This window comes from Pseudomonas sp. Larv2_ips, assembly GCF_963879675.1.
In the GTDB taxonomy this organism is placed as follows: domain Bacteria; phylum Pseudomonadota; class Gammaproteobacteria; order Pseudomonadales; family Pseudomonadaceae; genus Aquipseudomonas.
In genome coordinates this window covers 141,675-154,871 of the sequence record NZ_CAWOAW010000027.1, presented here as the reverse complement: position 1 = coordinate 154,871, position 13,197 = coordinate 141,675, and the positions used below count along the sequence as shown (strand labels likewise).

Below are 13,197 nucleotides of genomic sequence, written 5' to 3'. Positions count from 1 at the left end.
CGCGATCTTGTTCAGAAATATCGATTGGCCATCCAATGACACGTAACAATATCAAGGCTGACTATTACAAATACTCAAATAGGCACAACGACTGCAGCTCTTGCCTTGGTTTGCAGAACGGTCGCCAGCGATGAAGCGCTTGGCCATTTTGTAAACCGTTGTGCGGTCGATTCCGCGCGAAGCACCCTCACTGATCTGCTTGTCCGTAATCAGCGAGTAGATTGTTGCCCGCCGCACCCCGGCGCTGTTCAAACTCACCATCATTGGGCGTAAATGCTTCATGGTGTTGGATTGACCTTCGTGGGCCCTGATCCAGTGCAGCTCGCTCCAGGTCATCAGCATCCACGGCAGGCCGATCAACAGCCCTCCAACCTCAGAAACGAGCCCCTCTACAAGGTTTCCGCCAATGTTCCCCTGAAGCACCAGGCCACGCTTGGCAGCGGTCACAGCATCTTCGTAAAGCTGTGGATCTTCGGTCTTCAATGGCAGGAAATGGCTTATCCAGGCAGCCTGAAAGGCCTCCTGAGGAACAGCACCATTCTTGGCCACCTCGAACATCATCTCGGTGACGGCCCACCGAGCCCGGATCGAAACATCAATCTCTTGCTCAGCGGTCAAGGCCAGCTCATGCCGGTAATGGTACTGAAGCGGGCAATTCATGTAGGCCACGAAGGCCTCGTAACTGACCGGCGCCAGGGGTGCACTCAGACCAGGTGATAAAGGCGCCGGCGGTACAGCCCGCTCGCGTATACCGTTCAACACCCGGAGCTTTTTGCCTGCTGCGTTCAATGGCGCCGGGCGGATCGTGTCGGCGAGTTGATAGAGGTACAGATGATCGCGTGCGCGGGAAAGCGCGACATACAACAGGTTGTTCCGCTCTACCCTTTCCTCAAACGCGAACTCGTCATCGGTGCTGTTGAGTACCACCGGAGGGATCAACTCCAGCGGGCGGGGATCATAAAAGAACGGGCGGTTAGGCCCATACGCCGTATCGTCCACGTTGGTCAGGTGTACCGCCGTATACTCAAGGCCTTTGCTGGAGTGCACCGTCATCACGTTTACAGCGTCCAGTGCCCTGACCTCAGGCGGCATGCCACGATCAGCCAGCTTTTCGCCGATCCGACGACGCAGCTCCTCCCTGAGCAAGAATTTGGTTAGGCGTGCTTGGGTGGCATCCCCATCACCATTGCGCACAGCGTAGACAAATAGCCACAGCGCGAGCCGCTCAGAGTGCGCCTCAATGGTGAGGTCGTTCGGATCGGGAAAGCCGTAACGACGATCGAGCATCAGCGTAGCGACGAAAATCCAGGGTTTGGTATTGCGCGTAAACCCGTGAAGCAGCATTCCGAGGTTTGCTTTAGCCAGTTGTCCCTGTTGCGAAAGCCCTGGTATGTCTTTCCAAATCCACCGCCCGCGCTGAAGCTCGGTACCACTGCCCTTTCGTGTCACACGCATGAGCAGTTCGATGTCCTGCACCGTCATGGGAAAACGCGGATCGTTCATCAGCCCTACCAGCGACCGAGGCTGACGCATGCATAGCAGCTCCATCAGGCAGAAGAGGCGCTTGATCTCATGCCGCTGACATATATCGCCCAGGTGTAGAATGGGAATTCCCCGCTTCCTTAGCCCATCGACCATCTGGTCGATGTTTGTCGAGCTGCGACTAATCACCAACTGCTCCCGATAGGGAATGCCCTGTGCGGCGAGCGTCCTGATGCACGCCTCAAGAGTAGCGGCTTGGGACAAATTGGAATCGCACTGATAGAGCCTGGGAATCTCCCCGATCGAGGGCCGATAGGCCGTGACGGTTTCAAGTGGCATCAACTGGTGCAGTGCGTGATGTGTGCCGGCGCAGCTGAACAGATCGAGGATTTCAGGCGTGCTTCGCCTGTTCAGATCGAGCGCGTAGCGTTTGTAAGTCGGCGCGATGTACCGCAGGCTTTTGAACGTTTTGTCGAATTCGATCAAGCTCCTGATGGAAGAGCCACGCCAGTGGTGAATCGCTTGCCGGACATCCCCCACAACCCAGACCGATGCCGCATTCAAGGCCAGTTGCCGGATCAATTCGACCATGACCTCAGTTACGTCCTGGTATTCATCGACCAAGACGTGCTCAAACTGGTCGAAATACCCAGATACCGTCGAGCGGGCACGCCGCGCTTGGATGGAAGGAAATGCCACAAGGTCGACGTAATCGACCCAGCGTTCTTTATGCATCGCCTCTTCATAGGCTTCAAAGAGCGTAGCGATGTCTTCACGCTCATCCTGGATGTCTTGATCGCACGCAGGCAGGGCTTGCAGGCGAGCCCGATAGTCGTCAACCGTCAGGCACTCTTCCTTCAAGCGCTTGATGTGTTCGATCACATCCGGGAGCCAGTCATAAGGATTCTGCAGCCGGAGGTAATACTTGAGCCTGACCTTGGCCAGACACGCGACCATCAGCCGAACCTGCATGAGCTTGTCGGCCACGCTGACGTCGGCGCTGAGGTTAAACAGGTCGTGATGTTTGCGCAGGAACTCCAGACCGAACGCATGGAATGTTCCAGCCCAAACATTGGAGGCGTTGTTGATGCCCGATGCGGCCAGCCGCTCGATCAACTCGGCAGCAGCCTTGTTTGTGAAGGTCAGCACCACGATCTTGCTCGCAGACACTCCCTGTTCAAGCAGGTGCTTGATGCGATGCACCAATGTGGTTGTCTTGCCGGTGCCCGGCCCTGCCACCACGTTCACGAAAGTTTCCTCGGCATGCGCTGCCACACGTTGTGTGTATGTCATCTCTGGCAACGCCGAGGGCATGACGGTGGGCAAGATAGGCAACAGCAGACCATCAAACAGCTGTTGCCGGACAACCTCCAGAGGTATCGTCAGCTGGTGGGCGAGCTGACTAGCACCGATGGTGGCCAGGTACTGCTGCTTTGCTACGCTTCGAGGGAGCAGTAATTCCCGCGCAAACACATTTGCCTGCAGCTCGGTACGTTCGTGAGCGCCGTAAGCATCAATCTTTACGGTCGCTTCGCTCCCCTCGGATGCCGTCAGGGCCTGCAGGTCGGCGTAGGTAGTCTCTGACAGATTGGCGTCGAGAAACCAATGACCCAGCTCGTGCGCGATGAGGTAAGCCGCTTCCGCATCGCCGACGTCCTTTCGAATGAAGAGAGTCTCGTCGTTGCGCTTCAGTACTCCATCAGTGCCACCCAGAATCGAGTGAGTAGGCGGAACGCGCTCGATCGCAACACCCAGTATTTCTTCTGCATTGGCGAGCAGCTTTACTGATGACACCGCCGCCTGCGAGTCAGCCAACCCCACCAGCGACTCGCGGACATCCATGGCTTTCCGGCGAGCCCTGTCAAAGGGGTTCATGCTTAACCCTCCAATTGCAACAAACGGGCTTCCTCGTCTGCCGGTAGCTCCAACTCTTTAACGGCTACCGCCCAAGGCTTACGCTGCAAATCGACTTCAGGTTTTCCTGATGTCGCTTTGAAGGCGGGGATCGGCTGGCTTCTGAAACGACGCTCCAACGCTACAGAGAACACGTCGAGCTGAAGCTGAAGAAAATCCGCCATCTTGCGCATAACACGGGCCGGCGCGAAGACAGACCCGCTTAGAATAAGGTTCGCCAGGGTACGGTTCTCACCCAGACCAGCTTCAACTGCTATCGCTTTAGCCTTCGGCCCGCGCACGCTGTTGATTGCCTCCATCGCCAAGACAAGAGACGCATCAGTGATCACCGGGTTCTGCTCTTTGGTTGGCACCACCAAGACATTATGTGACAAGGCCTCGGCAAGCAGTCCGGTGACGAACGACGAAGTGGTGCGCTCGTACTCTCCCGCAGTCAGGCGGGTTTTCATGACCAAGCGTCTATCCGCTCGAATACTCCAGCTCTGTGTCTTGGCGCCAAAGAAATCATTCGCCTTGCGCTCATACTCCGCTAGCAGCTTCGAGGTGTTTTTGCTTCTGGACTCTTGATTGAAGCGAGCGAGTCCATCCTGAAGCAATTCACGAGCTGCGGTTGCACGGGACACCCCTCGCCTCTCTGCGACTGCATCAATTTCTGCCAGCAGGGTTACCTTCGTCGTAACGCCGATCTGCTCCCGGGCCTTACGAGTAGCTTCATCCATCTGTTTTGCCTTCACGTCAGAATGCATGATCGTCTCCGTTACCTGGGAATTGGCCACAGGCTGTTTGGTTGAGACAGACTGCTGTTCCTTCTGTTCTACCCGCTGCGCTTCAGGCATCAGGTTTACAAGCGCGTGCATCAGATTAAGCGCGATATGAGGCTCGTCCTGCCCTTGCACGTCGACACAGCTACCATCAGGCAGAGTCAGCCGACATCTGACGCCTTGGGAGGTTCTGGTCAGATGCATGTAAGGCTTCAGGCAGGCTAGAAAACTAGCGCACCCGTTGAGATAATCGGCAAGCTTAAGACTGGGCTTTTTCATGGATCCGAACGATCGCTGGCAAGAAGACGCGTGATAGGTCACGCTGGCGTATATCACATTTATATCATCTGCTTGCGTAGGCACACAATTGATCGACGCTCATTTTTGTACGGCTTTGCGAATTGTTGTCTCGAATTGGAGATCGCAACTCACCGCCGAAGAGATGACCCAACAGCTGTGCGACCCGGTTGCGTTTGGTCTCGCGATGCTGCCGGCGCTGGACGTTGAGCTGGCTAAACTGGGCTGCACGCGCACTGACGTTCACGGGTTCGCTTGGCAGACGCCATGCTTGCATTTGCGAAGCGTATTCGATCCCCTAGGCATACCCGATACACCGCTCGACTTCCGCCCGATTCCTGATTGCGCAGGAACTCTGGTCGCTCGCGCCACGGCGATCCTTTCCCTGGCTGCCATAGGCGCGGACGCAGTTTCATATGGCTCAGAAAACGGCGGCGATCTCTTCGTGAACCTGGTGGTGATCCCGGGTGAAGGTCGGGTTTCGGAAAAATCCCAGGGAAAAATGAACGGGCACACGGACGGGGTTTCGTTCCCAATCCGGGGCCATCGCGATCCTGAAGATTCTCGGATCGCGCCCTCGCCCGATTTCGTTTGTCTGTCGGCCTTGCGCAACCCGAATGCCGTCCCGACCACGGTGATGCCCCTCGATGCCATCCTCAACCAGCTGGATCCCCAGGACATACACGAGCTGCAGAAACCTCAGTACATCCTGCAGTCCCAGCTGACCTTCCGCGACGGTATGGAAGAAATCCTGGGCCAGGAATTGCTAGTCGACGACGCCCAACTGTTGTTCCGTATGAACAGTGGCTTCTGGATCCGGTTCAGCCACAGCTCTACACAAACAGCCGCAGCCGGTGAGTCCCCCGCCAAGCAAGCGATGCAAGCACTGGCCAAAGCCTGCTTGGATTGCTTCATCCCCGTCACGCTTGCTCCGGGCGATATCGCCATCGTCAACAATCGCATTGCGTTGCATGGGCGAACCAAGGTTGGTGAAGAGCACGGTGGGCAGTCCCGCTGGATGCTTCGAACCTACGGGCTGGATACCTCCGAGCTTGACGACTCCCAACGCCATCCTGACAGCACCTTCATGCTCTTCCCTTAAGGACTGAGCATCGGCCAGGCTGGGTCCTCAATCGGCATCCCAGCTTAGGTCATTCCCCGCTTCGCTAAACTCGTGCCCAGCCAGGCTTTCAGGCGTATCTTCCGCTAAGCGCTCGCAGCGTGGATGATCGCTGGTGATCATTCAACGTCCACCAGGCGTCGCCAAACCAGTTGCCCCCTACCGGGCTTATCCAAAAACTGAATCACGGAAAACTATCATTCGTGAATGTTTTTACGCAGGTAACGATACAACGTTGTCCTCGAAACCCCGTACCGTATCGCCACACTAGCAACTTGAATTTCTGGATCCTTTAGCAAGGCCTTAATTTCACGGATCTGCGCCTCAGCCAGAGCCGGCTTGCGTCCCCCCTTCCGCCCTCGAGCGCGAGCCGCTGCAAGCCCTGCGCGGGTACGCTCTCGAATCAGGTTGCGCTCGAACTCGGCCAAGGCTGCGAACACATGAAAGATCAGCTTGCCGGCGGCGCTGGTGGTTTCTATTCGTTCGTTGATCGACTCGAACCCCACCCCTTCCTGCTCTAAGCGACTGACGATCCCAACCAGGTCTGGCAGCGAGCGGCCGAGACGATCCAGTCGCCACACGACCAGAGTGTCACCGCTGCGCAGGGCCTTGATACAATGCCGCAACTCCGGCCTATCCGCTGACTTGCCGCTCATGGTCTCTTCGTAAACTACGGAGCACCCAGCCAGGGCAAGTGCATCTCGCTGCAGGTCGAGATTCTGATCATCAGTCGAAACTCGGGCGTACCCAATCCGTTTTCCCATACGTTTTTCTCACACTGATTCCGGTACGGGAAAAGTGACAGGAAAGTGGTAAATCCCAAGCCCAAAAGATCAACCGGAATAGGTGTGCCAGAAACGACCGTTTACCGGACGGATGCGCTCGTCAATTTCAGGCGCTGAAAGCGACCGAAAACGAACCCCAGAATATTTTTCCTCGCTCAACATTTCCTTCAGCAGCTCAGCACCTGAGCTGAATGGAGGAATGACCATGAAGCAGAGTTTCCACGCACATTTTGATCAGGACTTGACCAAGGTCGGTTCGGCAATTCTCAGGGAGGCAGTCCGGCGCGGGCTTCTCAGTCAGCACGAGGCCATGATCCACGACCAGCAATGGGCGCAGTTTAGTGTTTATGCCAACGAGTCTCATGAGGTAGACATCCTGGAATTCGTCAATAAAAAATTGGTGAGGGAGTACGGGGAAGAGCTCTATATCCAGGCATACCAAGGAAATCTCCCGCTGCAAAGCGTGTCTGGCCTGCTTGAGACTGTATATTCAGTGATGGGCTTCGCAACTAATGGGCGCTGGAAAGGCGCAGCGGCTAACGTCGGTAGCCGTCTTGGCTTTCCAAGCCATGCACGGATTACCGTACCGCGCAGTCTTGACCGTACTTACTTTGAAGCCGTGATGGTGGATATTCAGGCTCTCTACTCAGAGCAGCTAGCAACATTAATTAGGTCAGTTCGATACCTCGGCATGTCATTGCTTGAGGCTTTTTACTTCGACGCAGAAGATGCTCACAAGGACGCCGAAGAAGAAAACATCTTTTATGTGTTCAGCAAAGATAAACATGAGCATCGGATCATTAATATCTCTGCCCCTGAGCAAATTGTAATTTTGGAGAAGGCCGCGGCATTTCAAAAACTTCAGGGCAGCAGTCAGGCGACGCCAGCAGCTTGGCGTACATGGAAATTAAAGAACCTACCTGCAGCTCAAGAGCTTTTACTTTCTCACGGACTAAACATTGATGATTGTCGCGCGGGATATGCCTGCGAGCTCTACCGGCGACTGTCTGGTCACCACGCCCCGATTCTTGGGGGAAAAGCTCCCTACGATGAGGATCTGGAGGCTCGGGATCACGTCGCCTACGAGCTCGGAAATATGCGTATCTGGGAAACTGATGCGTACGTCGGTGCCCGAGCCGACCTGCGGAAGGAAGCCGCTGCTATCAGTCGCTAAGCCATCGCACAGCAGATTTGGGATTAGATCAGACGCCCTTAACCTTGGCAGACCTCGAATCAAAGGAGTCAGGGTATGGATCGCTTTGAGTTGCTTGTATATGCCGTGCTTGCCGTCATCAGTGTGCTGACTATCGCAGGTGCAATTGGCTATATGGTCGCAGCGTATCTGGACAAGAAGCACGGCGACGATTGAGCCTTCAGCGGAGCGACCAGATACCTGCAACAAACTGTCCGCTGCCATTGGCAGCGGGCGCTTCCCAAATCCATCGGCAAGGCACCCTACCGCTGCGATACGCAGTACTTTCCCAAGCCTATGAGGTCATGGGATGACTTCAGAACGGCTGTCAATTTCCGCAGCCTAGCGAAGTTACCGGAGCGCCGAAGCGTATAGATCAGCAACATGCACGCCCTCCATGTGGCGAGCTAGCTTGCCCAGTACGCTAAAACCCGTGCACCGACTCGCAGGCAACATCTGATCTTGGGTTTTCCGAAAGCTACCGGAGAGTGTCTAGCGACCTCATCTATCCGGAACACACGCATGGAATTTCGTCGCCTCGGTAACGGGCTGTACTTCCCACCTATTGCACCAAACGGTCGTGTTTACGCTGTACCTCTTGGGCAGGAAACCCAGGTAGAAATTTTCTGCCTGACCCCAGTAGGCATCATGGGTGCGGGCATCCTATGGCACTGGTCAGAAATCGTTGGTTTTTACTACGACGACGAATCATGGGAGATCATCCCGCGCAATTACTCGGGACGAGGAATGCGCTTCCGCAGAGGCCTATCCTGCATCATGGTGATCGCAGGCAACGAGGCTCTTACGACCCACATCCAGGGCTACCCAATCCCCATCTGCGTAATGAACCGCATTGCATTCGAACAGCAGCGAGGCAGTAAGGGGTAGCGCGTTACCGTCACCACCCGCTGCGCGACACAGGTACCAGCTGGACCGGCACCTACCAATGTTTATTTTATGAAAGTGAAGCCTTTCACTACTAATACAGATCAAAGCTGGCCGGCTGACTTGGTCGTAAGCGTCACTGCTAATAGCAAACACGGCCTCCGCCCCCGCCTGCATGGGCCTGATGGCCGACAGCGAGTAGATTTAGCGCCCTACACTGCTTATAGCCCGAACCCGTCGCCTTCCCTGATCAAGCGCAGCAATATATCTCGCCGTAGTTCACTGCTGATACGAGAAAGCCCCGCCAGACCAAGCTGCACGGGGCATTCGGGATTTACAATCGGGTCAAATCTGTTCGGCACTGCTTATAGGTACTCAGCCGCTACCCTCCCGAATAGAGGTCGCTATGATTAAGCGCTTGGTATCTAGACAGCTTCTTCTCATAAGCGACCAACGTCCGACGTAGCTGACGATTGTCGCTCGCAACTCTGCGAATCTCAGCAAGCCGCCCCTCAACTTGCAGAACGAGGTGACGGTATGGGTATTCAACAAACTCAAACGAGGAAGCCGGGTATTTATGTTTGCCATTCCCCTTGGCAATAGTCAGGGGCGCGAATTTGTTTTTTGTCCTTGCAGCGGCACCAGTTTGCACCAGTAGATCGAATACGCATTCGGGCTCACTTGCTTGATTGATACGCCGACCACAACAGATTTGACCCCGGTCTTTTTGTACAACTTCATGGACGTATCCACATAGCTTGCTACCAAGCATCTCGCGTCCGCAAGCAGCTGCTCGTACTGCTGATCCAGCAGGGTGACTATCGTTTGTGCGTCTTTACTCATGGCCAAGGCTCTCTTCGCAGTAAGAGCCAAAATGGTGACCGATCGATGAGCACGCGGAGTTCGATTTCAGACCGTTCTACCGTCGGAAATCTACCGAAAGTGGGTAGTCTGGCTCTCGCTGTCATCCTACCTAACGCCAGATGATCGACGGATGACGACACGTCAGTCGCAGAAAAACATAACGTACAAAGGACGCACAATAGATGACGACGGCAGCCTTGAGCTGAGCGGGACAAGATCAACATCTTAGAAGCAGATGATAGTGTGCGGGCGTGTATCCCTTCCTAGCTACAACTGGCCGATTTATATCAGTTACGACCGGCAGACAGCGGCCAGAAGCTGCCGATCATGGAGGGCAGCTTGCGCCCCATAGCGACACTCCACAAACGGCCGCTATTGTGCAGAAGCGCAGTGAGGAACGATCAAATTTCAAATGCTCCTTCGCACCCGTAAGCCCAGCCTCCAACAATGCCTAGGGCTTACTAGGATGAATGATCGATGAAAGCCCTGCAAAAAAATAATTGGTCAGTATCGTCCTCGCCCGAAATAGTGCGCAGCCACATCCACCTTATAACGTTCGTACCAATCTGTAAGCCAGGACATTAGAATACATAGCTCGTACAACTGATGTTCGTCAGAAATATGCTTGCTCGTGATCAAGCTATGTGTTGACTTATTTATTATAAGCCCATTCCAAATCATGCCAATGAGATCGGAATGCCCTGACTGTCGCCTCACATGATGAAACTCACAAGTGCTAAGCTCCAAAAGCTGACCAGTAAGTTCATCAAGCTGAATGCTGTATGCTCGAATTCTATCCCCTTTCAATCGCCTTTTGGCGTCATTAACAGACTCTGAGTTTTGCAGCCTAAGCACCTCCGCCTGACTCGCGTCCCTAGCGTGCAGCCCAATAATCTCAGATAAGCGAAGATATTCACGGCGTTTATTGGTTGTTGGTCCTTGAAGTATCTCATTAAGTCTATACACAACAGCTGAGTACTTCACGCACTGACGACCAGAAAAATTTGCCCTGTCGTGCGGGATTATGCCGCCCACGAAAAAAGCAGCAGTTCCATGATCCGTCCTCCAGATATCACTTAGATGCTTCTCATCTATCCAAATCTGCCCCGTTGCATCAGTGAGTGTTCCAGACTGCCAAGCATTAAATGTGCGACGTGCTGCGCCGAGGTTAAGATCGGCGGGCAAATTTTGCTTCAAGTCGAAATCGATACCCTGCCGAGTGTTGAAAAGTGGGCGTATTTGCTTATCGTTATCACCCATTTCCCGTCATCTCCTTATACAGGCGATTCAGCTCTTCTGTCGCCGACGTGGCACCTGAATGTTTGCACCTATCAGGGTGAACGGTCGACGACAATTTGCGCCACCAGGTTTTCGCTTTGGCGTTGTTCTTATAAAGCCCAACAGTAATGCCTAGAGCTTTTTGCTGAGCCTCTCCTTGCAACTTGACTAAGTTGTAGATCTGCTCCGCTTGGGGGGAAATAAAGTACTCGCTCTCTGTCCGTTCTTTGTAGTCAGCAAGGAAGCGGAGCATGCCTCGAATAGACTCAAATTCCTCCCATGAGGAGACCTCTTTAAATCCAGAGTCTGGAGGGACTAAGGATTCAATTTTGTTTGAAAGCTCCTGTAGGGAGAATTCTTTCCTCAAGTTATCTGTGGAAATATCAAAAAAATTCAATTTCCCAGACTTAACAGGACTACCCATACGATTATCCTTGGTTTCGATATCGTCCATCTAAATAGTGGCGCCTCTTCTAAGGCTGGAAGTTACTACTCACCAGTCATCGTGTCTACCCCCGAGAAAACCGAGAAAAATCAGCACAAATCTCCAAGCCTGTGCTCAATAGTCCTGCACTCAGCCTGATGCAATGCAGTTGATGACAAAACGTAGGCGACTGCCTGATCTTGGCCGACCTCTGCCGGATGCGAGGGGCTGCAATGGGTCGATTCTGTTGAAAAAGTCGGATTTTCAAATGGCATGAACTCAGGCGCGACCACCACCGGAGAACCTACTCACCACATTGAGTGGTTTTTCGGCCCTTCGGTGACCTTTGCTGCTCTGCTATTGGGTTAATTTGAGGTTTTTTGCTTGGTTCAGGCGCACCTATCCGGTGACTGGTGGCCCTTGAGATGAAAATTTGGCCAGCCGTCGCAGGTTCTGCACCGCAGCGGCCAGCGTGAACTCATCCGTCGCGCCACTCATGCCACGTAGCCGCAGGCGATCCAATTTCAGGATGCGCTTGAGGTGGGCAAACAACATTTCGACCTTTTTACGTTCATGGCGAGATCGCTGATATGCCGGCGTTGCGGCAATGCGCCGAGCCACATCGCGAGCGGCTTCATGGACGCTGCGAGCGATCTTGCGAATCGAAGTGTCCGGGCAGCACCTGGCTTTCATCGGACATGTCGCGCAGTCGGTCTGTCTGGATCGGAAGATGATGGTGTTGGCTTTGGTGACGTGCGAACACTCGTTCTTGAAGGCTCGCCATTCGCTGCGCAATGGGTTGCCGGCTGGGCAGCGGTATTCCTCGGCCTCTTCATTCCAGTAGAAATCGTTACTCGAAAAGCTGTCGTTCTTGCGCTCAGTTTTGTCCCACACCGGCACATGCGGCTCGATGTCTTTTTCCTCCACCATCCAGCCCAGCATCGGCGCGGTACCGTAAGCGGTGTCGCCAATGAGGCGTTCCGGCTTGATGTCGAACTGCGCTTCGACCCGATCGATCATCGGCTTGGTGCTTTCGACTTCTGCGGTTCGATGAGCCGGTGTGGGTTCCACACCCATGATCACGCCGTGCTCGGTATCGATCAGATAATTCGTGGAGTAAGCGTAGAAAGCAGGGCCGCCTGGAGCAGCCGTCCAGCGGGCCTGAGGATCCGTCAGCGACAGGCGTTTCGGTAGCGTTTCGGCCAAAGCCTCCTCCTCGAGGCCTTCAAGGTACTCACGCACGGCGCGAGTGCTCAGGGCCGGATCGCTCCAGTTGATCTGTTCATCACCCGGTACGCCGCGCTGCCGACTCGCATCCGCCTTGATGATGCTGGCGTCCACGGCAAAGCCTTCACCTTTGACCAAGCCTGCAACCATGCAACGACGCAGCACTTCATTGAACAACCAGCGAAACAGATCGCTGTCCCGAAAACGGCCGTGTCTATTTTTGGAAAAGGTCGAGTGGTTGGGGACTTCATCTTCAAGGCTTAACCGGCGATACGCCAGGTTCAAATGCGCCTCTTCGCACAGCCGCCGCTCTGAGCGAATGCCGTAGCAATAGCCCACGATCAGCATGCGTATCATCAGTTCAGGATCAATCGACGGACGCCCGATAGGGCTATAGAAATCGGCGAGGTAATGGCGCAGGTCACTCAGATCTAGACACTGATCAATGCTGCGCAGAAGATGATTGGCTGGGATGTGATCTTCAAGGTTGAACGAGTAAAACAGCCGGTCCTGCCCACTCGATAACTGTCCCATCATGCTCTGTGATCCCCCGCCGTCCAATGAAGCAATTTTGCCGCAGGTCAAACAGGGGAGCTACTTTTTCAACAGAATCGGTCGATTTCTGCCTGTGGCGACCGGCTGAAAACGGCAGCAGTCAGTCGGCTGGTGCGTGTGAGGTGCTGCTGACGGACGCGCTGACGAAAATTTTGCGTAGAGAAATTACTCAAAGGAAAGCAATGCGGATAATGGGGCTTCCGTGGCATCATAACGCCATCTTTTGCTCGCTGAGACTGAAATATAACTTAGAAGTCAAAAAAAGATAATGCAAGCTTTTACTGTCAGGTAATGAACTCACTGTGTGGCAGGACGTTAAAACATCTAGTACTAGCAATCGGCATATTTTCATCGGTGGAATAAGGAAGCAAGCCTTCTATTTACCCTTAAACCACCAGATCCGAACAGTTATT

Annotated in this window: 12 protein-coding genes; 3 read left to right on the top strand and 9 right to left on the bottom strand. The window is 54.2% G+C overall.

Annotated features, from left to right (window positions below; translation table 11 throughout):
- Nucleotides 1–51: 51 nt before the first annotated feature.
- Both AACV02_RS17675 and AACV02_RS17670 read right to left on the bottom strand, forming a co-directional pair.
- Nucleotides 52–3,357, bottom strand: a complete 3,306-nt coding sequence (locus AACV02_RS17675) for a UvrD-helicase domain-containing protein (RefSeq protein ID WP_177413702.1) — start codon at nucleotides 3,355–3,357, stop codon at nucleotides 52–54.
- Nucleotides 3,358–3,359: 2 nt separating this feature from the next.
- Nucleotides 3,360–4,436, bottom strand: coding sequence for a hypothetical protein (locus tag AACV02_RS17670; RefSeq protein ID WP_256680525.1), 1,077 nt, complete (start codon nucleotides 4,434–4,436; stop codon nucleotides 3,360–3,362).
- A gap of 88 nt (nucleotides 4,437–4,524) precedes the next feature.
- On the opposite strand from AACV02_RS17670, the gene AACV02_RS17665 reads away from it, so the two are divergent.
- Entirely contained in the window at nucleotides 4,525–5,556 is a 1,032-nt protein-coding gene (locus tag AACV02_RS17665) for a TauD/TfdA family dioxygenase (RefSeq protein ID WP_256680524.1), read from the top strand.
- A gap of 215 nt (nucleotides 5,557–5,771) precedes the next feature.
- On the opposite strand, the gene AACV02_RS17660 is transcribed toward AACV02_RS17665, so the two are convergent.
- Nucleotides 5,772–6,338: a recombinase family protein gene (locus AACV02_RS17660; protein ID WP_119741020.1), complete on the bottom strand. Its 567-nt coding sequence runs from the start codon at nucleotides 6,336–6,338 to the stop codon at nucleotides 5,772–5,774.
- Nucleotides 6,339–6,407: 69 nt separating this feature from the next.
- Complete coding sequence (locus tag AACV02_RS17655) at nucleotides 6,408–6,566, bottom strand: hypothetical protein (protein ID WP_157986850.1); 159 nt, start codon at nucleotides 6,564–6,566, stop codon at nucleotides 6,408–6,410.
- On the opposite strand from AACV02_RS17655, the gene AACV02_RS17650 reads away from it, so the two are divergent.
- A complete protein-coding gene (locus tag AACV02_RS17650; protein ID WP_119741017.1) occupies nucleotides 6,565–7,533 on the top strand; it encodes an integrase in 969 nt (322 codons plus the stop codon). The two genes, AACV02_RS17655 and AACV02_RS17650, sit on opposite strands and share 2 nt — an antisense overlap.
- Nucleotides 7,534–8,073: 540 nt before the next feature.
- Entirely contained in the window at nucleotides 8,074–8,439 is a 366-nt protein-coding gene (locus AACV02_RS17645) for a hypothetical protein (protein WP_119741015.1), read from the top strand.
- A gap of 379 nt (nucleotides 8,440–8,818) precedes the next feature.
- Here AACV02_RS17645 and mobI read toward each other — a convergent pair whose 3' ends face one another.
- The 5 genes from mobI to AACV02_RS17620 form a co-directional block, all read right to left on the bottom strand.
- Nucleotides 8,819–9,088: a conjugative transfer protein MobI(A/C) gene (mobI, locus tag AACV02_RS17640; RefSeq protein ID WP_256680559.1), complete on the bottom strand. Its 270-nt coding sequence runs from the start codon at nucleotides 9,086–9,088 to the stop codon at nucleotides 8,819–8,821.
- Nucleotides 9,040–9,279 carry a hypothetical protein gene (locus AACV02_RS17635; RefSeq protein WP_256680563.1) on the bottom strand — a complete coding sequence of 80 codons (240 nt, stop codon included), beginning with the start codon at nucleotides 9,277–9,279 and terminating at the stop codon, nucleotides 9,040–9,042. Before AACV02_RS17635 ends, mobI begins: the two co-directional genes overlap by 49 nt.
- 525 nt (nucleotides 9,280–9,804) lie before the next feature.
- Nucleotides 9,805–10,560, bottom strand: a complete 756-nt coding sequence (locus AACV02_RS17630; RefSeq protein ID WP_119741013.1) for a hypothetical protein — start codon at nucleotides 10,558–10,560, stop codon at nucleotides 9,805–9,807.
- A complete protein-coding gene (locus AACV02_RS17625) occupies nucleotides 10,553–11,032 on the bottom strand; it encodes a hypothetical protein (protein ID WP_157986849.1) in 480 nt (159 codons plus the stop codon). The genes AACV02_RS17630 and AACV02_RS17625 overlap by 8 nt, the downstream gene beginning before the upstream one ends.
- A 369-nt stretch (nucleotides 11,033–11,401) precedes the next feature.
- The gene (locus tag AACV02_RS17620; protein ID WP_119741009.1) at nucleotides 11,402–12,766 is read right to left on the bottom strand and encodes a transposase; all 1,365 of its coding nucleotides are present in this window, start codon (nucleotides 12,764–12,766) and stop codon (nucleotides 11,402–11,404) included.
- Nucleotides 12,767–13,197: the final 431 nt, after the last annotated feature.

Bases quoted from the DNA above. Each gene is read 5' to 3' on its own strand.
- AACV02_RS17675 (WP_177413702.1), bottom strand. From the start codon at position 3,357: ATGAACCCCTTTGACAGGGCTCGCCGGAAAGCCATGGATGTCCGCGAG.
- AACV02_RS17670 (WP_256680525.1), bottom strand. From the start codon at position 4,436: ATGAAAAAGCCCAGTCTTAAGCTTGCCGATTATCTCAACGGGTGCGCT.
- AACV02_RS17660 (WP_119741020.1), bottom strand. From the start codon at position 6,338: ATGGGAAAACGGATTGGGTACGCCCGAGTTTCGACTGATGATCAGAAT.
- AACV02_RS17650 (WP_119741017.1), top strand. From the start codon at position 6,565: ATGAAGCAGAGTTTCCACGCACATTTTGATCAGGACTTGACCAAGGTC.
- AACV02_RS17655 (WP_157986850.1), bottom strand. From the start codon at position 6,566: ATGGTCATTCCTCCATTCAGCTCAGGTGCTGAGCTGCTGAAGGAAATG.
- AACV02_RS17645 (WP_119741015.1), top strand. From the start codon at position 8,074: ATGGAATTTCGTCGCCTCGGTAACGGGCTGTACTTCCCACCTATTGCA.
- AACV02_RS17635 (WP_256680563.1), bottom strand. From the start codon at position 9,279: ATGAGTAAAGACGCACAAACGATAGTCACCCTGCTGGATCAGCAGTAC.
- AACV02_RS17630 (WP_119741013.1), bottom strand. From the start codon at position 10,560: ATGGGTGATAACGATAAGCAAATACGCCCACTTTTCAACACTCGGCAG.
- AACV02_RS17625 (WP_157986849.1), bottom strand. From the start codon at position 11,032: ATGGACGATATCGAAACCAAGGATAATCGTATGGGTAGTCCTGTTAAG.
- AACV02_RS17620 (WP_119741009.1), bottom strand. From the start codon at position 12,766: ATGATGGGACAGTTATCGAGTGGGCAGGACCGGCTGTTTTACTCGTTC.